The 20575-nt window shown below is 52.7% G+C and carries 19 protein-coding genes; 15 read left to right on the forward strand and 4 right to left on the reverse strand.

Features of this window, described 5'->3' with window-relative positions; translation table 11 throughout:
• Window positions 1-73 precede the first annotated feature (73 nt).
• From CHH75_RS15020 to CHH75_RS15045, 6 genes are all read left to right on the forward strand, one after another.
• Window positions 74-1813, forward strand: a complete 1740-nt coding sequence (locus CHH75_RS15020; RefSeq protein WP_095398572.1) for a two-component system sensor histidine kinase NtrB — start codon at window positions 74-76, stop codon at window positions 1811-1813.
• Between the two features lie 478 nt (window positions 1814-2291).
• Window positions 2292-2726, forward strand: coding sequence for a BrxA/BrxB family bacilliredoxin (locus CHH75_RS15025; RefSeq protein ID WP_095266002.1), 435 nt, complete (start codon window positions 2292-2294; stop codon window positions 2724-2726).
• A gap of 89 nt (window positions 2727-2815) precedes the next feature.
• Window positions 2816-3625 carry an ammonia-dependent NAD(+) synthetase gene (gene nadE, locus CHH75_RS15030; protein WP_095266003.1) on the forward strand — a complete coding sequence of 270 codons (810 nt, stop codon included), beginning with the start codon at window positions 2816-2818 and terminating at the stop codon, window positions 3623-3625.
• Window positions 3626-3806: 181 nt separating this feature from the next.
• Window positions 3807-4205 (forward strand): holo-ACP synthase, encoded by a 399-nt coding sequence (acpS, locus tag CHH75_RS15035; RefSeq protein ID WP_095398573.1) that lies wholly within the window; start codon window positions 3807-3809, stop codon window positions 4203-4205.
• Between the two features lie 27 nt (window positions 4206-4232).
• Window positions 4233-5381 (forward strand): A/G-specific adenine glycosylase, encoded by a 1149-nt coding sequence (gene mutY, locus CHH75_RS15040; protein ID WP_095266005.1) that lies wholly within the window; start codon window positions 4233-4235, stop codon window positions 5379-5381.
• Between the two features lie 64 nt (window positions 5382-5445).
• Window positions 5446-6684 carry an MFS transporter gene (locus CHH75_RS15045; RefSeq protein WP_095398574.1) on the forward strand — a complete coding sequence of 413 codons (1239 nt, stop codon included), beginning with the start codon at window positions 5446-5448 and terminating at the stop codon, window positions 6682-6684.
• A gap of 121 nt (window positions 6685-6805) precedes the next feature.
• Here CHH75_RS15045 and CHH75_RS15050 read toward each other — a convergent pair whose 3' ends face one another.
• Window positions 6806-7414: a superoxide dismutase gene (locus tag CHH75_RS15050; RefSeq protein WP_095266007.1), complete on the reverse strand. Its 609-nt coding sequence runs from the start codon at window positions 7412-7414 to the stop codon at window positions 6806-6808.
• Between the two features lie 291 nt (window positions 7415-7705).
• Between CHH75_RS15050 and CHH75_RS15055 the strand changes: the two genes are divergently transcribed.
• The 9 genes from CHH75_RS15055 to folE all read left to right on the forward strand — a co-directional run bounded on the left by CHH75_RS15055 (window position 7706) and on the right by folE (window position 18163).
• Window positions 7706-10276, forward strand: coding sequence for a hypothetical protein (locus CHH75_RS15055; protein WP_155618790.1), 2571 nt, complete (start codon window positions 7706-7708; stop codon window positions 10274-10276).
• Window positions 10277-10306: 30 nt separating this feature from the next.
• Window positions 10307-11098: an ABC transporter ATP-binding protein gene (locus CHH75_RS15060; protein WP_230875817.1), complete on the forward strand. Its 792-nt coding sequence runs from the start codon at window positions 10307-10309 to the stop codon at window positions 11096-11098.
• 14 nt (window positions 11099-11112) lie between these two features.
• A complete protein-coding gene (locus CHH75_RS15065) occupies window positions 11113-12441 on the forward strand; it encodes an ABC transporter permease (protein WP_095266008.1) in 1329 nt (442 codons plus the stop codon).
• A 35-nt stretch (window positions 12442-12476) separates the two neighbouring features.
• Window positions 12477-13583, forward strand: a complete 1107-nt coding sequence (locus tag CHH75_RS15070) for an efflux RND transporter periplasmic adaptor subunit (RefSeq protein WP_095398575.1) — start codon at window positions 12477-12479, stop codon at window positions 13581-13583.
• Between the two features lie 372 nt (window positions 13584-13955).
• Window positions 13956-14381, forward strand: coding sequence for a GNAT family N-acetyltransferase (locus CHH75_RS15075; protein ID WP_095266010.1), 426 nt, complete (start codon window positions 13956-13958; stop codon window positions 14379-14381).
• A 204-nt stretch (window positions 14382-14585) separates the two neighbouring features.
• A complete protein-coding gene (lepB, locus tag CHH75_RS15080; protein WP_095266011.1) occupies window positions 14586-15188 on the forward strand; it encodes a signal peptidase I in 603 nt (200 codons plus the stop codon).
• Between the two features lie 36 nt (window positions 15189-15224).
• Entirely contained in the window at window positions 15225-17075 is a 1851-nt protein-coding gene (gene queG / locus CHH75_RS15085) for a tRNA epoxyqueuosine(34) reductase QueG (protein ID WP_095398576.1), read from the forward strand.
• A 140-nt stretch (window positions 17076-17215) separates the two neighbouring features.
• Entirely contained in the window at window positions 17216-17449 is a 234-nt protein-coding gene (locus CHH75_RS15090) for a YneF family protein (RefSeq protein WP_095266013.1), read from the forward strand.
• 120 nt (window positions 17450-17569) lie between these two features.
• The gene (gene folE / locus CHH75_RS15095) at window positions 17570-18163 is read left to right on the forward strand and encodes a GTP cyclohydrolase I FolE (protein ID WP_095266014.1); all 594 of its coding nucleotides are present in this window, start codon (window positions 17570-17572) and stop codon (window positions 18161-18163) included.
• A gap of 166 nt (window positions 18164-18329) precedes the next feature.
• Here folE and CHH75_RS15100 read toward each other — a convergent pair whose 3' ends face one another.
• From CHH75_RS15100 to CHH75_RS15110, 3 genes are read right to left on the reverse strand one after another with little or no spacing between them, the layout of a single operon-like run.
• Window positions 18330-18602, reverse strand: coding sequence for a hypothetical protein (locus CHH75_RS15100; protein WP_095398577.1), 273 nt, complete (start codon window positions 18600-18602; stop codon window positions 18330-18332).
• 32 nt (window positions 18603-18634) lie between these two features.
• The gene (locus CHH75_RS15105; RefSeq protein WP_095398578.1) at window positions 18635-19873 is read right to left on the reverse strand and encodes a Tle-like phospholipase domain-containing protein; all 1239 of its coding nucleotides are present in this window, start codon (window positions 19871-19873) and stop codon (window positions 18635-18637) included.
• A gap of 24 nt (window positions 19874-19897) precedes the next feature.
• A complete protein-coding gene (locus CHH75_RS15110; RefSeq protein WP_095266017.1) occupies window positions 19898-20206 on the reverse strand; it encodes a hypothetical protein in 309 nt (102 codons plus the stop codon).
• Window positions 20207-20575: the final 369 nt, after the last annotated feature.

Consider the following 20575-nt stretch of genomic DNA (forward strand, 5'->3'; position numbering starts at 1 on the left):
TTGTATTCTCATGTCGCCTGTGTTTTAATCAAAAATAACTGAGGGCATTGACCAATTGAGGTGATGACGCATTGTGCTAGGTCTGTTGAAAGATATTATGCTGCAAGTTCTGCTATCCGCCATTTTGATCTTTCAGGTCCCGCTCCTCCTAGACAGACAATGGAAAAGTCTGAACAGGCATAAAGAGAAGGATATGGATTTCTTCCGTTATCGCAAACATTTTGTCATCACATGCGGAGTCAGCATGCTGCTATGCATTCTGATTTCCTCGATGAATGAGTTTTACGTGCCTCTGAATTTGGGGATCGTTCCTTTGTTTATCGGTATTTTATACGGCAGCAGAAGGGATGGAATTGTGCTTGCTGCCACCTATATTATGCTTCTGGCATGGATCGGCGAATTCTCGTACATTCTGATCCCGCTGCTTGCGGTCTGGATCGCTTATCCCTTCCTCCCATGGTACTCAGCACATTTCAGCAAAGGCTCCAAGATGGAGAAGGTCGGCTGGTTATGGAGCGGACTCATACCGGCCATGCTGATTATTATTGCTTCCCGTGTGATGGATGGCAAGATCAACAACTATCATCTGGACCCCGATGAGCTGCTGGCTATGATTCTTTATGTTTTGACCGGTATTTTTCTCGCCGGATTTATCGTGTATGGGATTGAGACTACGCAAGAACGGCTGATATACACCCGTTATTATACGATGCAGCAATCGCGCGATGGACTGCAAAAATTACTGGAGATGGTGCCGCTGGGGATGGTTACGGTGGATCGCCAGGGTGGCGTCATTGCGTCCAACCAGCTGTTCATGGCTAACCTGAAGTCGATCTTCCCGCATCTGACATCCCGTGATCTTGCAGCGGAGCCGCTGATTGACGTGCTGGAGCAAACGCATGAAAAAGAATACATACATTCCAAATTTCATAACGCTCTCCTCGGGGAAGAAACGAATGGAGAGATCGTTCGCTGCGGCTCCAGAGTATATTCCGTCAGTGTGTTCCCGCTTCGCCGATTATATCAGGAGGAGGTCACCGAAGTGGTCGGCATCCTTCACGACATGACGGAGCTCGAACGCATGCGGACAGAGTTCCGCAATGCCGAGCGGCTCAGCCTGGTCGGGCAGATGGCGGCCAGCATCACGCATGAAATCCGCAATCCGATGGCCGTTGTCCGCGGTTTCCTGCAGCTGATGAAGGAGAAGAGTCCGGATGAGCTGGATCATTATTACCGGATCGTCATGGAGGAGCTTGACCGGGCCAACGGCATCATTAACGACTTTCTGTCCCTGGCCCAGAACCGCGATCAGGAGAAAGAGGATTGTCATCTCCATGACATTATTCAAGAGCTTAGCCCGCTGCTGTGGGCCGATGCGAACTTGCGCGGACAGAGCATTGAGCTGAAGCTGGCGACAGCGGTGCCAAACATGCAGCTCAATCCGAAGGAAATCAAACAGCTCATCTTGAATCTGTGCCGCAACGGCATGGAAGCGATGAAGGAAAAAGGTGTGCTCACGATTGAAACGAAGCGTTCCGAGGATGACGTGGAACTGTACATTATCGATACGGGAATCGGCATCCCGGAAGAAGAGCGCGGGCGATTGTTTGAGCCCTTCTTCACGACCAAGAGCAAAGGGACCGGTCTCGGTCTGGCACTATGCCTTAGCATTGTACAGCGGCATAACGGCACGATTGCCGTAGATTCGGAGGAAGGGAAGGGGACGGTCTTCAAGATCAGACTGCCGCTTCGCTCCTATGCCCAGTCTGTTCTTCCGTCTGCAAGTGCTGCATCGGCTGCTTCCGCCGAATAAGCTGCTTCTGGAGAAGACATAATATAGTGGAGTTTTACTTGAAAAGGAGGCCACTATCGGATGAGCAAAAACGATTCCAAGCAGCAGGAGCAGCAAAAGCGGGACAATACACAGCGTCGCGGCGAACCGATCGCCGATAAGAAGAAGGACGGCGTGAACTATCCGGCTACCTAGACTCCGGGATGACGGGCGAGCGGTATTGCGACGGAGCAGATACCGCTCGCTTTTTTATAATGTCGATGGAGGCGGGCAGCCGGGTCTATTCCGTAGGCCAAGGGGCACTAGAGTCCTCCTTGTTTTCGGCTTTATGAAACATTCATCATGGCCCCAAGTACGCATTGCCAGGCCTGCCCCGGTCAAAAGGCGCTCCTTCCCGGCTTGTTATTCCTTGCTTTCATATTGTGTGATTGTATAATATAGATAGCGAACAGCTGTTATACATTGAACAATCTTGTTTATATAAGGAGTGAAAGCAGTTATGGGTATGTCTTTTGATCGATATATGCGCGATATGGTTCAACCGATGAGGGATGAACTGACCCGTCTGGGGATCCAGGAGCTGACCACACCTGAAGAGGTGGAACAATCGCTTCCGAATGCTAAAGGCACGGCGCTTGTCGTGGTCAATTCCGTATGCGGATGTGCAGCAGGTCAAGCGCGTCCGGGAGTCGCTCTCGCGCTGGAGAGCACGGTGAAGCCGGATCACCTATATACCGTATTTGCCGGACAGGACAAGGAAGCAACGGCGAAAGCCCGTGAATATTTCGCTCCATATCCGCCATCTTCTCCTTCAATTGCGCTTTTGAAGGATGGGGAGCTGGTACATTTTATCGAGCGCCATCAGGTTGAGAACCGCTCGGCAGAAGAGATTGCGGCGGATCTTGTGGACGCGTTCGAGCGTTATTGCCAGTAATTCGGCAGCATTTTGCAAGGCCCCGATGCATTCGGCATATCCGATGCCTGCGGGGCTTTCTCATTTATTCTCGAAGGGAGTCGTGAGGGATGAGCCTACAAGAACAAATCATCGCTGAACTGGGTGTCAAGCCCGCTATTAACGTGGAGGAAGAGGTCCGCAAGCGGGTAGATTTTCTGAAATCTTATGTGAAGAATGCCGGTGCATCCGGTCTGCTGATCGCGATCAGCGGCGGGATCGATAGCGCGGTTACAGCGGGTCTGTGCAAGCGTGCAACGGACGAGCTTACTCAGGAGGGCAATCAGGAGTACAAGACGCTTGGCGTATTCCAGCCGTATGGGGAACAGGCCGATATTGCAGACAGCTATGCGGTGGCCAAAGCATTCGATCTGAAGTATACCGTGGAGACGAATATCGAGGAAGCGGTGAATGAGATCGCGCTTGAGGTTGAGCATAGTCTCAAGAACATCGGTGTGAATCAGCATATCAGCATCCCTGGCAAAGGCAATGTCAAGGCTCGTGTGCGCATGGTTATGCAGTATGCCCTGGCATTTGAGCAGAATCTGCTCGTTGTCGGTACAGACCATGCCTCCGAAGCGATCACGGGCTTCTATACCAAGTGGGGCGACGGCGCAGTGGACATTACTCCTCTCACATCGCTGAACAAGCGCCAGGTGCGGCAGCTGGCCTCTTATTTGGGCGTGCCTCAATCGATCCTGGACAAAGCCCCTTCGGCAGGGCTCTGGGAAGGGCAGACCGACGAGAAGGAGCTGGGCATCAGCTATGATGACAACAGCGATTATCTTGAAGGCAAAACGATCCGTCCAGAGGTTCAGGAGAAACTGGAACGCATGTATGTGAAGACGGCTCACAAACGGAACCAGATCCCCGGGATTTAATCCCGATCCGTTACATAAACAGGAACGACAGGCATCTTTTAAGTCTCATTATAGGCTTAAGAGATGCCTTTTTCGCTGCCCAGGCTCGCGTTAGGCGGGCTTGGACTGATACAATAGAGAAGATGTTTTTATTTTCCCAAACGACATATTGGCATATTGGAGAAGAAGGGGAGTAGATCTCGTGATATACGGAATCGGCCATGACGTCCTGGAAATCGGGCGAATGGAGATTTTGCTGACCGGACCGCACGGTCAAAAATTTATAGAGCGTGTGCTTACCGAGGCGGAGCGGGTGATCGCAGAGAGGAAGGGCGCCAAGCGTACGGAATTCGTGGCCGGGCGCTTCGCGGCAAAGGAAGCGATATCCAAGTCGTTCGGCTGCGGTATCGGCAAGCTGATCGGCTTTCTCGATATGGAAATATTGCCGGATGCCTGCGGTAAACCGGTGGTTACTTTGTCGCCGGATGCATGGGCGAGGCTCGGCTTGGGCTCTCCCCGGGGCTACACGATTCATCTGAGCATCTCCCATCAGCCCGAGCTGGCCTCCGCTTTTGCCGTTGTCGAAAAGAATGTGGGATAGTTCAATGAAGGAGAACCGCTATTAAATATGTACAATACAGAACATAAACGATATTTCAGCCATGAGCTGCTTGACTGGTACGACAGAAACAAACGTGATTTGCCTTGGAGACGCCACCGGGACCCCTACTATATATGGGTGTCGGAGATTATGCTGCAGCAGACCCGGGTGGATACGGTCATTCCATATTTCCAGCGTTTTATTGAGCGCTTCCCGACGATTGAAGCGCTGGCTGATGCCCCCGAGGATGAGGTGCTTAAATGCTGGGAGGGGCTCGGCTATTATTCGCGTGCCCGCAATTTGCAGCAGGCTGCCCGTCAGGTCAAGGAGCAGTATGGCGGCATGATGCCAAGCGGCAAGGATGAGGTGGCTGGCCTCAAAGGAGTTGGTCCGTATACAGCGGGTGCGATCCGCAGCATTGCCTTCAATATTCCGGCCCCTGCGGTCGATGGAAACGTCATGCGGGTGCTGTCCCGATACTTTCTGATCGAAGAGGATATTATGAAGGTTCGGACCCGGACGCATATGGAGGAGCTGGTCATGACGCTCATTCCGGAGGGCCGGGCCTCTGATTTCAGTCAGGCGCTGATGGAGCTGGGTGCGCTGGTGTGCACACCGAAGTCGCCTAAATGCCTGACGTGTCCGGTCATGCATCACTGTGCGGCCAGATTCGAGGGGAAGGAAGAACAGCTGCCGATCAAGACGAAGGCGAAGCCGCCAAGACCAGAGTATCGGTTGACGGCGATTGTCGAAGGGAGCGGTCAGCATCAGGGCAAGATCCTGGTCCGCAGGCGTCCTGCAACCGGCCTTCTGGCCGGGATGTGGGAGCTGCCGCATGTGACGGTATCGGCTGATGGCAGCGCGAATCTGGCGTCATTGCCGGAAGAGGCCGCTATGGAACGCCTGACAGGCGCGCTGCGGGAAGAGGGCATTCCTGCCACTGCGGCCAGCTATTTCATGGATGCAGAGCATGTCTTTAGCCATATCCGCTGGCATATGCGGGTGTACCGCTGCCAATATCAGGAGCTGCCCTCCGCTGAAGCTTGGGTCGCCGAGACGGCAGCTGCTTATGAGGCACCAGAAGCGCAATATCAATGGATCGATGCGCAGGACATGGAGCGCTATGCGTTTCCTAATGTGTTTATCCGCATTTTAGGCGCATATTTTGCATCCTAGACGGTCCGAGGGTCAAGGTGCCACTCGTCTGTTTGGACTTAGAGGGACATAGGGGGAATAAGCATTGCAGAGCTGGAGGCAGGCACTGCTGTACATTGTCGGGATTGGCATCTCCAATTTGGGAAACTGGATTTATCTGGTTGCGATTAACCTGCTCATATTGCATATGACGGGGTCTCCGGCGGCGGTGGCCGGCTTGTTCATCATTCGTCCGCTGGCCGTGCTGCTGACCAACTCATGGGCCGGAAGCCTGATCGACCGGATGAATCAGCGAAGGCTGATGATCATGACCGATGTGATCCGTGGGGTTCTTATCGCAGTCATCCCTTTCCTGTCGTCGGTATGGGCGATTTATGCGGTGATGTTTCTTGTCAGTGTGGCTGGCGCATTCTTTGGCCCGACTTCGATGACTTACGTAACCAAGTTGATTGCACCCGAAGACCGCAAGCGATTCAATGCATGGTCCAGCTTTACTACATCGGGAGCCGTGCTGCTCGGACCGAGCATATCCGGCCTGCTTATCGCCTACACGGATATTCGGGTATGTATTTTCATCAATGCGATATCCTTTCTTCTCTGCGCATGGGTGATCCGTCTCCTGCCTGATGTGGATCAGGAGAAGGCTGCCGAGGGCGAGCCGAAGCAGCGGCTGACGCTGCAGGTCTGGCTTCAGGACTGGAGGTCCGTCATCCGGTTCGGTCAGGCGGCGAAGTATTTCGTGACGGTGTATATTTTATTCCAGACGGCGATGCTGCTCGGGTTCGCGCTGGATTCGCAGGAGGCCACCTTTATCAAGCAGGTGCTGCTGCTTGGCGATGAGGGCTACGGCTTGCTGGTGAGCGTGGCGGGTGCAGGCTACTTGGCCGGTTCAGCGGCAGCGTCCTTTTCCGTGAAGCTCTTGTCCCTGCGGATGTTCATCAGTGCGGGCACTTTGCTGTCGAGTCTCGGTTATTTATTGTTCTATGCGTCGTCCGGCCCGATGGTTGCTGCGGCGGGGTTCATTCTGTTCGGATTCTTCTCTTCCTATGCCAATGCGGGCTTTACCACGTTCTTTCAGAATCAGGTGCCGATTGAGCTAATGGGACGCTTTAGCAGTGTAACCCGGCTGGCGGAAGGAATGCTGCAAATTGTGCTGACGCTCTTGCTCGGCTTTGCCGCAGACCTGTGGTCATTGCAGGTGGTTTGTCTGATCGGCGCCGGCGCGGCCGTTGCCGTATCGGTGGCTGTGCTTGTGGCGGTATATGCGCCTTCCAGGGCGCATCATTATGAGCCTCCGGCATCTAACAGAAGTGCGGCAACGTAGCCCCCGGTTGATAGACGGGCGGGTGCAGGATGAATGATGTGTGGTTATGAATATGCATATAAAAACAGGCTGCCAATGTAGAAATCATCTACAGGCAGCCTGTTCTTATATAGACCGTAACTTACTTCGCGTTCTCGTAGCGCTTGCCAACTTCTTCCCAGTTTACAACGTTCCAGAAAGCAGCGATGTAGTCAGGGCGTTTGTTTTGGTATTTCAGGTAGTAAGCATGCTCCCATACGTCCAGACCAAGGAGAGGCGTTTGCCCTTCCATGATTGGGCTGTCCTGGTTAGGCGTGCTGGTGATTGCAAGCTTGCCGTCTTTTACAACCAGCCATGCCCAGCCGCTGCCGAAGCGAGTTGTAGCTGCTTTCGCAAAATCTTCTTTGAATTTGTCGAAGCCGCCAAGCTCGTTGTTGATCGCATCAGCCAGTGCGCCGGTAGGTTGTCCGCCGCCGTTTGGCCCGATGATTTCCCAGAACAGGGAGTGGTTGGCATGTCCGCCACCATTGTTGCGAACCGCAGTGCGGATGCTCTCAGGTACAGCGTCAAGGTTGCCAATCAGCTCTTCCAAGCTTTTGTTTTGCAGTTCAGGAGCGCTTTCCAGAGCTGCGTTCAGGTTCGTTACATAGGTGTTATGGTGGCGATCATGGTGGATCTCCATCGTTTGTGCGTCGATGTGTGGCTCGAGCGCGTCATTTGCGTAAGGAAGCGGTGGTAATTGGAATGCCATAATGAAATACCTCCTGATATTATATAGTTTTTGGTTATGATCAAAGCACTTCCTTCATTATAAAGTGGAGGAAGTCTTTATCATCCGAAGCCAGCCCATATGTAATGTTGACTACACTACATATATTAAACCTTTTGAGGGGATTAAATCAACATTTATGTTTGAAAAGTCCATGAAGAGGGGATGAAGATGTTTTTGAAACTTATTATGGAAATCTGTCGTTATTGTAGTATAGCCCATCCACCCGTAGAAAAATCAGGGATGGTGGGAAGGAAGGAGGAGCATCCTAGTATGCCTATCAACAGTAAAAACTTCAAAGCAGCAGTCATCCTGCTGGCTGCTGCCATGGCCGTCTCTCCGACGGCTAGTGCATCTAACAATGGGACTACAAGTTCGAGGGAGACGGCGCCGGCTGCTAACACGTCCCTTAACTGGAACGTAAAGCTGGGCAACGGGGTAACCGCATCCCTGGAACAAGCGGACGTATGGAATCAGGATAGCGGCAATGTGGCTGTCTTTACTCTCCGCTACAGGAACGGAGGCAAGAGCCCTGCACGACTAGTAACTTATTTTCCTAAGGCGGTACTTCCCGGGGGGGACGTCAAAGCTGCCAATCCGATTACGAAGGATCTGGCGAAGAAGAAGGTCGAGCCGGGCCAGAGCCTGAGTGTGACCTACTATGTAAAAACGGAGCAGGCATCCATTTCCGGGATGAAGCTGGTTATGGACGTGTGGAACCCGAAGGTAAAAGGATACTTGGAGCGCGTCGGGTCTTATAGAATACCGGCTACATACTCGGCTGCGGTTGCTTCCGGGGCAGCCCGGAAGCTCAGTTTAGGGGGAACCCCGGTTACGGTCAAGGCTGAATCGCTGGAGGTGATCAAGTATGACGGCAAGGTATATGCCAAGGTCGGCATGTCGCTGACGAATCACGGAAGCCGCGTCTGGACGGACAATGCACTGAATCCGTATTTGGCGACAGGCAGCGGGAGTGCGTTCCAGCTTCAGCGGGAAGCGGGAACGGAAGGAGTCCCTGTGCAGCCCAAAGAACGGAAAAAGGTTTACTACATAACAGAAATCCCTTCCTACCTTAAAACAACCGATCTTCGTTTTTTGTGGACGGAAACTGACGATACGCTGAAACTGGATCTCCCGGTGGCCTCTTTCAAGCTGCCTAAGGCCATAACGCCCCAGTGGGATGTGCCTGAGGGAGAGGCCAAGGCCTTGACGATATCCGGACAGCCGGTAAGAGCCAGCGTCCGCCAGGCATTGCTGCGGGTTTCAGGCGATCAGGCAATATGGAATATCGAGGTGGCCTTCAAGAACAACGGGAAGAAATCGGTGACGATTCCTGCCTATGATTATGCCATCAAAGCCTCGGAGGGCTCTCTGTATCCTTATGAGGCAGAGGATCGGGGCGCGCTGACCATCAAGCTCAGCCCGGGGGAGGAGCGCGCAATCACACTCGATATGGCGCTGCCGGCTCAATTGGATCAGGAACGGCTGAGACTCCGTATGATCGCACCATCCGGGGAGTACGGGACAATCGGTAAGTCCGCAGATCAGGAATCAGGCAGCCCTGTTGCTCCTACGGAAATGGCTCATATTAACCTGCCTTTGGCCTATTTCAGCATCCCTTATCAAACCGAGCGCAGATCCTCGATCGGCGTGGAGTATCCTCCACAAAGCCCGCAAGGATTCGCCTATACACTGGAATCCATCCAGCGGCTTCCATGGCAGGATACGGATCTTGTGGTGGCGAAGCTTCGTTTGCGTAATCCCCATGAGACGAATTCGATTCTGCTGCCTGAACTGACGGCGGAGGTGATAGCGGATGAAAAGGTCTTGCTGTCGGCTCCAGAAGTGATTGCCGAGGAACAAGGATCACGGATCGCACCAGGAGCTGCGACAGAAGTGTATGTCATGGCAAAGATTCCATATACAAATGATATTCAAACCCTGCGCTTCCGATTGTCTACGCAGCAGGATAGCGCCAAAAGTCCTTTCCTGACATGGACCGCTTCGGGTCACGCCCAATCCGTGGAGCGTCTGGAACAAGGAAAGCCTTATTCAATCAAGACCGCCGGCAAGAGGTCGGAATTGCAGGAGCGGCGAACGATCATCTATGAAGGAACAGACTCGGACATCATTTATTCTGAATTTACCTTGGCCAGCAGTGAGCAGCGCCGGATCCAGGCTCCATTAATGAAAGGGTATTTCCAGGGGACCAGCGGACAGATCTACGAGGCCGAAACGGTACAGCCGGAAACGCCGCTTCAACCCGGAGCCAAGCAGTTGGTTACCTTCTGGGCGAGAGTGCCGAAAGGGGCCGGAAACGATTTGCAGCTGGCTCTGGGTACAGCGATGACGGGGAACAAACTGGCAGAGTCGGGGACAGAAGCAACCGGCATAATGAGCGTGAAGAAGCTGACGCTGAATCCGATTCGACCGGCCACAAGCAGAAGTCTGACTCAGCTGGACTGGTATCCTTACAACATTTCGGTTACGAAATTAGCAGGGTCTCTGCAGGAGGGAAGCCCGACCATTTCGCTGAATCTAACGTTTGATGTTAAACGGACTGACAGCATCACCGCAGCCGATGCCGGGCATAAGCTGATCTTAACGATCAAGGACAGCCTGGGTCAGACACAGGAGCGGGTGCTTACCCCGGGAACCGATATCCAGGTGCCGGGAACCCGGACGGTTTCGCTTGAATTAACGGACGAGCAGTATAAGAGGCTTCGGGGTGGATGGCTTAGCCTGACGTTGTCGGATGAGTTCCAGAATGAACGGATTATTATGGGAAGCCAAACCGTTAACCTGACCTTCTATCCGAATTCGGTGCCGGATTCGGAGTGGTAACGATGAGCAAAGGAAAGGAATCGAGCGAACATGTTACGTTTGGAAAATGTATCGCACAGCTTCAAGAACGGCAGTGAAGTGCTGAAGGTGCTTCACCATATCGAGTTCGAGGTGAAGGAAGGCGAGATGATAGCTTTGCTTGGCAGCTCGGGCTCGGGGAAGTCCACATTGCTTAACTTGATGGCGGGGCTGATGAAGCCGACGGAGGGCCATATTTATATCGCCGGCCAGGATATCGTCAAATTCAGTGAAAACAAGCTCGCCGTCTTTCGGCGCAAGCATATCGGATTTATATTTCAGGCTTATGAACTGATTCCTACGCTGACGATATTGGAAAATGTGGAGCTTCCGCTAGTCTTCCAATCGGTTTCTGGATCAAAACGCCGGAAAAAAGCACTGGAGCTCTTGGAAATGACGGGAATCGCAGACAAGGCCCGCCTTTATCCTTCCCAGCTTTCGGGAGGCCAGCAGCAGCGGGTTAGCATTGCCCGTTCGCTGATTACGGAGCCCTCGGTCATTTTTGCTGACGAGCCAACGGGTAATCTGGACACCCGTACGGAAGAAGAGATTATTCGGATCATGATGAATCTTAACGAATCGATGAATACGACATTTGTCGTCGTCACGCATGAAATGGAAGTTGCCGCCCAGATGAAAAAAACAATCATGCTTCGAGACGGTTATTTGGTCCGTCCGGATGAGAAGCAGCCGATGCTGGCTCATGCTCCATCGCTTCCTGGAGGCGATCTGCAGGCTTCTGCTGATGAATCTGACATGCAAGATGATTCGGAGAGCGCGGAGAAGGCAGGTGACGTCAGCTGAAACTAACAGACAGTATGCGGCTCGCGTGGGGGCAGATCAAGCGCCGTAAAGTCGTTACAGCCTTGTGTATGACAGGTATATCGATTGGCTGCGCGGCGATCATTGTAGCGATCAGCATAGGCAATGCCGCTCAAAGTTATTTGGATAAGGAAATCATAGGCGGTTTGAAATTAGATGAAATAACGGTAACCCCCCAGAGCATGGGAGGAAATAGAGGTGGCGAGGAGCAGGATGGACTGGAGCGGGGACTGCTGACCGAGGACAAGCTTCAAGTCATTGAGGGTTTCCGCCACGTAAAATCTGTCATTCCATCCAAGCAGCTTGGATATCTTCGCTTTGTCTCTTCCGACAATCTGGTCCATGATGGGATCAATGTCATGGCTGTGGATCTGTCGAAACTGAGGGAGCAGGGGAATCAGTTCCAGCAGGGCGGTCCGCTCGATCAGGTAGGTGCCGTTGTGCTTAATTACGGAGCCACAACAGGCTGGAAGGATTCGGAGACAGCCAAAAGATTAATGGAGATGATCAATAGCGACGGCAATAACCCGATGCTGTGGGAAGAATATGAAATGTATGAAAGAAACATCACAGATATGATGGGCAAGAGCCTTCAGCCGGAGCAGATGATTGGGGAGAAGATGGTGCTCGGCCCGCAGCTTTATATCGGAGGCATTCTGGAGGTAGAGAAAGGTCAAAACCCGATGTATGCCATGTATGACCGCCGGGCTTATATCTCCTTTGAAACGGCGGAGTGGTTGAGCGACTATCTAAACCCTGAAGACAACTCTTCCACAAAGCGGCGGACCTTCGATACCTTGACGGTAAAGGTAGATGATCTTCAGAACATCAGGCCGCTTGAAGAGCTGATATCCAAGCTGGCCCTGAATGCCACCGACAATCTGGCGGCGCGGGACCAAATTGCTTCTCAGCTGAATACGTTCAAGGCAATTGCACTGGGTATCGGTATTTTCATTTTGCTGCTGGCCTCAATCTCGATTATTGTGGCTATGACGATGTCCACGCATCAGCGCCGTCGCCAAATCGGTATTATGAAGGTTCTCGGAGCGCATATGGGTCAGATTCGGATCATGTTTATTGTGGAGGCCAGTGTGCTCGGTTTTCTTGGTGGCTTGCTTGGGATCGTCTTCGCTTTTTTGATTATTAACGGGTTGAACTCGTTTATTACGGCATCGGCAGGGATAGCCGGGCTGCAAATTGCCGTGACCCTGGATACATTGCCTATCGGAATCGCATTCGCAGTTATGACGGGAATTCTATCGGGGATTTACCCGGCGATCAGTGCGGCTAGGACCAACGCGCTGCTGGCGATTAAGCGGGATTAGGATATGAGAGACATCGGAAAGGATGCTAAAACGGTATGAAAAAGGTCATTAAATGGTTGGTCATTGTATCGGTGCTGGCTGTGGCCGGCTATTGGATTTATGGGCAGATGAAGCCGGGGGAGCCTGAAGTATTCATGATGGAGGAGCCGCAGGTTATCTCTTTTCCAGTGACCGAAGAGACCGTCGTATCGACTGTACAGGTTAAGGGGGCCTCGGAGTATGGACATGAAACGATGGTGTATGCCCCTTTTGAAGGTACAGTGGAGGCTTGGAACGTCACGAACGGTCAGCAGGTCAAGAAGGGCGATGTCATGTTTAAGCTGGACCAAAAGCCCATCCGCCAGCAACTGCAGCAGAAGGAAGCCGAACGGAAAAAGCGGAAGCTGGAGCAGGAAAAGAGGGAGATGGAGCAGGAATTGAAGGAATTCACCCTCAATCAGGAGCTCGACAACGCGCCGATGGGAGCGACGGAGGCAGAGCGCTTGAAGATGCTGGCTGACCAAGAGAGCGCGCGTCTTAGCGGCGAGCTGGATTCTGTGAACGAGCTGATCGAAGAACAGACGATCACCGATTTGAACGATCGGCTGAAGAAATCGACCTACACATCGCCTACAGCAGGTATTTTTCTGTTCGGCAACTCAGAGCAGCAGCCGCAATCCCTTACAGCGAACCAATATATAGGCAAAATTGTGGATCTGAATTCGCTTCAGTTTGTGGCCTATGCCGGGGAAAATGAGGTGTTCAGCATTAAGCCGGGCATGGAAGTCGAGGTGAAGCATTCGTCTCTGAAAGATATCCGACTGAAGGGGGAGGTGAAGGAGGTAGCCAAATTCGCGGAGACGATCTCCCAGGAGAAACAGACCTCCCAGGCACCTCAGTTCAAGGTCATCATCTCTCTACCTGAAAATGATCGCTTGATCGGCGGACTGACCTTGACCGGGGACATCGTAACCGAGCGCAAGGAGAAGGCTGTTGTTGTTCCGAAGCTGGCGGTATTGACCGAAGGCGAAACCAGCTACGTTATGGTGGATAAGGGCGACGGACAAATCGAGCGGCAGGATATCCAGACCGGGATGCAGACACTGGACAAGATAGAGGTGTTATCCGGGCTAAAGCCGGGGGACACGGTCGTCCTTCAATAAAATCATGACAGTATACCAGGCGTCTTTCCGGGCACACCGGAAGGGCGCTTTTTATATAAGGATGCAAGAAAGAGATCGAAAAAGAGCGGGAAATGTTGGATCTTATCATTTAACGTTCAGCTAATAAATACCCCGGTTTTATCAAATATTTTCGCTGTGTAATATGGAAATAAATGTTTCCCTAAAAATGTAAACGCTTAATATGAAGCGCTTTCAGAAGAAAACTCGTGAATTTCTGCGGAAATTGTGGTTTAATGGACAAGGGAAAAGGATTATGGCCATTTTTGTAGTATTGAAAAATGTTAGGTTTGCATAAACGCAAGACGATAAAATTGTAAACCGCATCATGTTAACGAAAAGGGAGATTGGGAGATGCATGTTCGTTCCTTTCAGTTGAGTGATTGTAACCCGGTAACAGAACTTCTGCGAATCGCTTTGTCGGAAGAATGCTACGAGAATACGATGAAGCCCTTCTCAAGACAACTCGCTTGGGACTCGGACCTGATTATGGTAGCGGAAGAAGACGGGGAAATCGTCGGTGCCTTGATCGGCACGATTGAGCGCAATCATGGTTGCTATTACCGCATAGCCATTCATCCTGATCATCGCAGAAAGGGAATTGGCAAAGCGCTTGTTTCGGCTATGGAGCAACGCTTTCAATCGCGCAAGGTCAGCCGGATCCTCGTTGCGGGTGATGAGCACAATGCTGCCGCTATGCCATTTTATGAGGCTCTGGGTTACGGAGCTAACCAAATCCTGAAGTCGTTCCAGAAGCTTAGCATCGTGAGCCAACAATAGGTACATATCGCGAAAATAAGCCCCTAGAACAGCAGGCCTGCAGGCTTCCATAGAGACATGAATGGACCGTTAAACAATATGAGCATATCTTTCAGCCGTTGCAAATGGGTGGGAGATATGCTTTTCTATTAATGTACCTGTATTTGGGTGAAGGCATCGTCTTCCGGTGCTTCCCAGGTGAAAAAGACACAAGGAAGGTGTATTATGGAACAAGTAATTCCACCGGAATCTCCCAATCGCGGAGAGGGTAACGGTCCTGAGAATCCTAAGACCGGCAGTAATGGATGGGCTACGGAGCTGTGGGACTGGATCAAGACGATTGCTATTGCATTTGTTATCATGGTGCTTCTTAATATGTATGTTTTCAATCTGTCCATGGTAAAAGGGGAGTCGATGCAGCCTACGCTGGTGGCATCGGAGCGACTGTTCATTAATAAAGTGGTGTATCATTTCTCCAAGCCTGCGCGAGGAGATGTTGTTGTGCTGAAAGATCCGAGCCAAGGGCCGGACAAGAAGGAATTTCTGGTGAAGCGTATTGTTGGCGTTCCGGGGGATACCATTGAAGTGAAGAACCAGAAGCTGTATGTCAATGGTGAAGCCCAGGTGGAATCGTATACGGATGTTCCGATTGAAGATCCAGGCTTCCAGCCGGTTACGCTGGAGGAAGGCCACTACTTTGTAATGGGGGATAACCGCCATCTTGGAAAGAGCAAGGACAGCCGCATGTTCGGAAGTGTGAAGGAATCCGACATTGTTGGCCGGGCGGAGTTCATCTTCTGGCCGATCTCGGAAATTAAAAAATTATAACGCTGTTTCTCAAACGGTGAAAGGAGGCGCTGGAGAATGACAGACAGACTAGGCTCTTACGCTCCTCCGCCTTCGGTTTGGGAGGAATTGAAAGCGGAGCTGAAGCAGGCTGCGCCGGAGCTCGGTATTGATGATATCGGATTCGCTTCAGCGGAACCGTTCGTGTCGCTGAAGTCCATCCTGCAGCAGCATCGTGATAAAGGCTATGAGTCCGGCTTTGAAGAGCCGGACCTGCACAAGCGGGTGACGCCTATGCTCCCGGGGACCGAGCCGGCGTCACTTATTGCGATTGCGGTGGCTTATCCGTCGAAGATGGCCAATCCGCCGAAGTCGGAGCCCGGCAAATATCGGGGCATTATGGCCCGGTCGGCGTGGGGGCGGGATTACCATCATGTGCTTCGGGAGGCGATGAGCCGTCTGGAAGCTTTTATTCGTGAGCGAGTGCCTGATGCGGTGCTCGAGAGCATGGTGGATACAGGCGCGCTGGTCGATCGCGCTGTAGCGCAGCGGGCGGGCATCGGCTTTAGCGCCAAAAACTGTGCGATCATCTCCCCGAAGTATGGATCATGGATTTACTTGGGTGAGATGGTGACGAATATCCCGTTTCCGCCGGATACGCCGGTTACCGAGGACTGCGGCGAATGCACGAAATGCATTGATGCCTGCCCGACTGGCGCGCTCGTCGGACCCGGGCAGCTTAATAGCCAGCGCTGCATATCCTTCCTTACCCAGACGAAGGGATTCCTGGACGAGGAGGTTATGCGCAAGATCGGCAACCGGCTGTATGGCTGCGACACTTGCCAAATCGTCTGCCCGAAGAACCGGGGGAAGAACTGGGACCATCATCCGGCGCTTCAGCCTGATCCGGAGAAGGCGAAGCCGCTCTTGCTGCCGATTCTGGATCTGAGCAACCGCGAATTCAAGGAAACTTACGGGGATACGGCGGCGGCCTGGCGAGGCAGAAAGCCGATCCAGCGCAACGCTGTAATTGCGCTTGGCAACTTTAGAGACGCTTCGGCAGTACCGAAGCTTAGCGAGGTGCTGCTGAAAGATCCGCGCCCGGAGCTGCGCGGTACCGCTGCGTGGGCTCTGGGCCGAATTGGAGGCGAAGAAGCAATGAACAACTTAGAGAAAGGCATGGCTTCCGAACAAGACAGTCAGGTTCGGAACATGCTGCAGCAAGCCTTATCCAAATTGAAATCGGCATCGAATAACGATACACCGGCTGCGGAACATGAGCAGGCGGGATCGCAGACTGACAATGCGGAAGCGCACGGCGCTTCCGGACAAGGGGGTACACAGCAAGGCAGCGGCCCGGCTGATGCGCCTGTTCAGGGAGCCGAGCCGATGGCCGTCCCGGAAGGCGGTCCGGAGATGATCTATTATGATGAGATCCAATCGCCCGTCGGGCCATTGACGCTGTGCGCAACCGACAAAGGCCTGTGCTTGATTGAATTCGGCAGCTTTTATGTAAAGGAAGCCGTCATTCAGCAATGGTCCCGGACCTGGGCCGGCAACGGCGGGTACAAGCGGGATCCGGAGCGGCTTGCTCCGGCAGCGCAGCAGCTTAAGCAGTATTTTGCCGGTGAATTGAAGGCGTTTGATCTGCCGCTTGATATGCGGGGCACCTCCTTCCAGCTCCAGGTATGGGAGGCGCTCAAGGCCATTCCTTACGGTTCGGTGCGCTCATATAAAGACATTGCGGAGTCGATTGGACGTCCGAAGGCGGTGCGGGCGGTCGGCGGCGCAAACAACAAGAACCCGATTCCGATTGTGGTGCCATGTCACCGCGTGCTCGGGGCGGACAACTCTCTGATCGGTTACGGCGGCGGGGTGGAGCTTAAGCGAACACTGCTGGTGCTTGAAGGAGCTATTGCCGATCGGTAGAAGGGAACACGGCTTGTCTTTACTGAAATATGCCTAGCGGCATATTTCTTATTTGCCGTCTTTTAGAGGACATGCTATGATAGGTTCGTCGTATATGCGACAACGAGTGGAGAATATTAGTGTCTAAAGGTGGTCAAGTGATGCATATTGTCATTCCGATTATCACGTTAATTGTGGGTTTGGTGGCCGGATTTTTCATCGGTGCGTTTTATTTGCGGAAGCAATTGGAGAAAATGCAGAGTGATCCGGAAATGCTGCAGAAGATGGCGAAGCAAATGGGCTATAATATGAACAGCAAACAGATGCAGCGCGCACAGCAAATGATGAAGAATCAACCGCTTCCTGGCAAAGGGCAAGGTCGCAAACGTAAATAATCATGACAGAAGCGTCAATCCCGCTTGAAGCATGGGGCGGTGGTGGCCGCTTCTCTTTATAAATACCGCTAACAGCGGAAATGTTGCCCGTTGTATTCGGAAACGGAAGGAGGATGTACCGTGTCAGGCGTTAAAGACTACGTTAATCATAAAGTGGGTCAGCATCGTGAGCAGATTGAATATCATGTAGAGCAGATACTGAAGCTGATCGGTGAAGATCCAAGTCGGGAAGGACTGCTTGAAACCCCTGCAAGAGTGACCCGAATGTACGAGGAAATTTTTGCAGGGTATGAAGTGGACCCGAAAGACGTTCTGGGTGTTACCTTTGACGAGAACCATGAAGAGCTGGTGATCGTGAAGGATATTGTGTATTACAGCCAGTGTGAGCACCATATGGCGCCGTTCTTCGGCAAGGTCCATATCGGCTATGTACCGAGCGGGAAAATTGCCGGATTGAGCAAGCTGGCCCGTCTCGTGGAGGCCGTTACCCGCCGCCTGCAGGTACAGGAGCGGATTACAGCGCAGATTGCGGATATTATGGTTGAAGCGCTGCAGCCTAATGGTGTGATGGTTGTTGTGGAAGGGGAGCATCTGTGCATGTGTGCACGGGGCGTGAAGAAGCCTGGAAGCAAAACCGTGACCTCTGCCGTTCGCGGAACGTTCCAGAGCGATGCTGCGCAGCGTGCCGAGTTTCTGTCCTTGATCAAGGACTGAGTGGGTCATATATTCATAAGGAAGGGCTTTGCCTGTGATGGCAAAGCCCTTTTTGGTGTGTGCAGCAGGATGCGAAAGCTAGAATGTCAGGGAGCGAATCCCCAGTATATGTTTTGACACGGAAGACGCAGAGGCATCCGCAGCGGTGCCCTGGGTGGGGCCTGCTTCAAGAGGCGCCATCCACACGCTTCATCTCCTGCACGTACTGCACCAGCACTCTTTTTTGCTGTTCAATGTCCTGGATGCGGCGAGCGATTTCGGTGAAGAACACCTCGATCTCATCGCGCAGCAGCAGGGCCGATTGTCCTTTCCAATCCTGCAGACGGGCGTACAGCATGCGCGCCTCCCGCTCATCGGCCTGTATCGCTGCCAAAAGCCCGGTCAGCTCGCGCTCGGCCTGCAGCAAATCGTCCAGCTCGAGTAATATTTCCCGGTTCATATAATCCCTCCCCAGGGGTTAGTTGAAGGTTGTTAGCTGCTGCGATCGGTTCGCTCGAACAGATCGGCTTTATAACTGATGTAGTTCACGATATCGGTCGTGTGCTGCAAATGCCACTGGCTCATCGACACAATCGAGGCATCCAGCTGCTGTACGATCGGCTGCAGCCGCCGGCTGTGGCTGGAGTTCAAGTATCGGGCAAGACGCTGGCGAATGCCCTGCAGCTCGTTGTGACTGTGCTGGGCGTGGGCTCTCCACCGTTCGGCCACATTTCTTAGCTCAGCTGGCGTCACCTGAATCGTCCCGGCTGAGAGGCCTGCCAGACCGCCGGTTAAAGACCAAGGCATCGCTTGGCCAAACAGGCTCAAGGCAGGGGAGCCGCTCGCCCATGGCGCTCTTGAGAAGTCAACCCGTTTATCGGTTGCTCCATCGTACAGCGGGTTGGAGATGTACCCGTTCTCGAACTGGTAGCGGTCCAGCTGATGATAGTTCGGTCCGCCGAGGGTATTGGCGATTTTGTCCTTGATGCTCAAGCCGTCGTTAGCTTCTCTATAACTGGAATCTATGTAGTAGGTGGAGCCGACATGCCCCTCATACCCACCGAACGCTCCGCTGGCGATAATGTCGCCCGGGTGGGCATAGTTCACGATCAGGTCGTTAAATTCGCCGTTCTCGGCTCTTCTTCGGTATTCGGGAGACAAGCTTCCGATGACGGAGGGAGCACTGAAGGTGACGGCCGGTATGCCGGTATAGGCTGCTGCGTACTGCGCGTTCGCGCCTCCCAGCGAGTGTCCGGTCATCGAGAAATCGAAATTTTTGTATTTCTTCTGCATGTCCTTGGCATAATCCTCAGCCTGGTACAGCTGGTTTTTGCCAATAAAATCAGTGGTCTTGTCCCACTTGCGCGATTGTTCGCCGAACCAGTCCTTGACCGTGGTAAGGCCAACCGTATCCTCGATCTTCGTTAGATGTTCATCAAACGGGCGCTTGACCTCGGTTTTTCGCTTGATCTCGTTGATGCCGATGCCGGCATCGGTGATGTAATCGGGAACGGATGCGCTCAGCCCCTCGCTGCCCTCGGTGCCGCGGTAAGCGATGACCGCTTCACCGGAGTTGCGGTTGACGAAGGTGACGGCATCGAAGCCGGATACCCGATAGCTTTTCGTATCCTCGAGAACTTCCCAGCCTGGAAGATCCCCGATCTGTTCACCTTCCTTCAGATCCTTGTACGCGAGTCTGGATAACTTCTGATATGTTTCATCATCTACCATCTTGCGGTCCTCCGAATGAATACATTATTTCGAGCCTTGAGCCTCAAGCGCTTCTTTCAATTGCGGGCTCATGACAAAATTCTTGGTCTCCTGTGTGTTGAAATTGACGGACAGGTTGAAGGTCTGGTCCTCATGCCCTTGTACATAGCCTTCAACATCAATTTCATCGGCAACATAGGAAGGGACCTTCTTGGCACCGGTAATCTGGACCTCGAGGCCGTACTCCTCCCGGAAGTGCTTAATCACCGTTTCCTTGGCTTGTTCAAGCAAGGCTTCCTCCTCTGTTGCAGGTGTTACCTGGCCCCCATTATTCGGGGATTCATGGGCGTTCATGCTTTGGCAACCTCCTAATACGATCGTAAATAACATCCCTATCGCAAGCAGCATCCGGAATCCGAAGCGAGTGCGGCTCGGCATAACCCTATCATCCCCTTGATATTCATCGATTGGCTTACCGGTATCATAATCCAGTATTCAGGTCCATTCAACGGGAGAATTAACCAGAAATTTGGTGAATTAGGCCTAAGATTGGATTGTGTCCCTGGACCTGGATGTTGCGGCTTCTCGGAGAGACGAGCCTCGGCATAGTTCATGAGGAGAAGGAAGCCCGCCCCACGCTTACCGCAAGCGAGAAGGGCAGGCTGTACTCTGCTTAATACCCCGTTATGCGAAGTTTGAAGCATCGGTTATGCAAGACAACTG

The sequence above is a fragment of the Paenibacillus sp. 7541 genome, assembly GCF_002276395.1.
Taxonomy (GTDB): domain Bacteria; phylum Bacillota; class Bacilli; order Paenibacillales; family Paenibacillaceae; genus Paenibacillus_AQ; species Paenibacillus_AQ campinasensis.

Bases quoted from the DNA above. Each gene is read 5' to 3' on its own strand.
- CHH75_RS15025 (WP_095266002.1), top strand. From the start codon at position 2,292: ATGGGTATGTCTTTTGATCGATATATGCGCGATATGGTTCAACCGATG.
- nadE (WP_095266003.1), top strand. From the start codon at position 2,816: ATGAGCCTACAAGAACAAATCATCGCTGAACTGGGTGTCAAGCCCGCT.
- mutY (WP_095266005.1), top strand. From the start codon at position 4,233: ATGTACAATACAGAACATAAACGATATTTCAGCCATGAGCTGCTTGAC.
- CHH75_RS15050 (WP_095266007.1), bottom strand. From the start codon at position 7,414: ATGGCATTCCAATTACCACCGCTTCCTTACGCAAATGACGCGCTCGAG.
- CHH75_RS15055 (WP_155618790.1), top strand. From the start codon at position 7,706: ATGCCTATCAACAGTAAAAACTTCAAAGCAGCAGTCATCCTGCTGGCT.
- CHH75_RS15060 (WP_230875817.1), top strand. From the start codon at position 10,307: ATGTTACGTTTGGAAAATGTATCGCACAGCTTCAAGAACGGCAGTGAA.
- CHH75_RS15065 (WP_095266008.1), top strand. From the start codon at position 11,113: ATGCGGCTCGCGTGGGGGCAGATCAAGCGCCGTAAAGTCGTTACAGCC.
- CHH75_RS15070 (WP_095398575.1), top strand. From the start codon at position 12,477: ATGAAAAAGGTCATTAAATGGTTGGTCATTGTATCGGTGCTGGCTGTG.
- CHH75_RS15075 (WP_095266010.1), top strand. From the start codon at position 13,956: ATGCATGTTCGTTCCTTTCAGTTGAGTGATTGTAACCCGGTAACAGAA.
- lepB (WP_095266011.1), top strand. From the start codon at position 14,586: ATGGAACAAGTAATTCCACCGGAATCTCCCAATCGCGGAGAGGGTAAC.
- queG (WP_095398576.1), top strand. From the start codon at position 15,225: ATGACAGACAGACTAGGCTCTTACGCTCCTCCGCCTTCGGTTTGGGAG.
- CHH75_RS15090 (WP_095266013.1), top strand. From the start codon at position 17,216: ATGCATATTGTCATTCCGATTATCACGTTAATTGTGGGTTTGGTGGCC.
- CHH75_RS15100 (WP_095398577.1), bottom strand. From the start codon at position 18,602: ATGAACCGGGAAATATTACTCGAGCTGGACGATTTGCTGCAGGCCGAG.
- CHH75_RS15105 (WP_095398578.1), bottom strand. From the start codon at position 19,873: ATGGTAGATGATGAAACATATCAGAAGTTATCCAGACTCGCGTACAAG.
- CHH75_RS15110 (WP_095266017.1), bottom strand. From the start codon at position 20,206: ATGAACGCCCATGAATCCCCGAATAATGGGGGCCAGGTAACACCTGCA.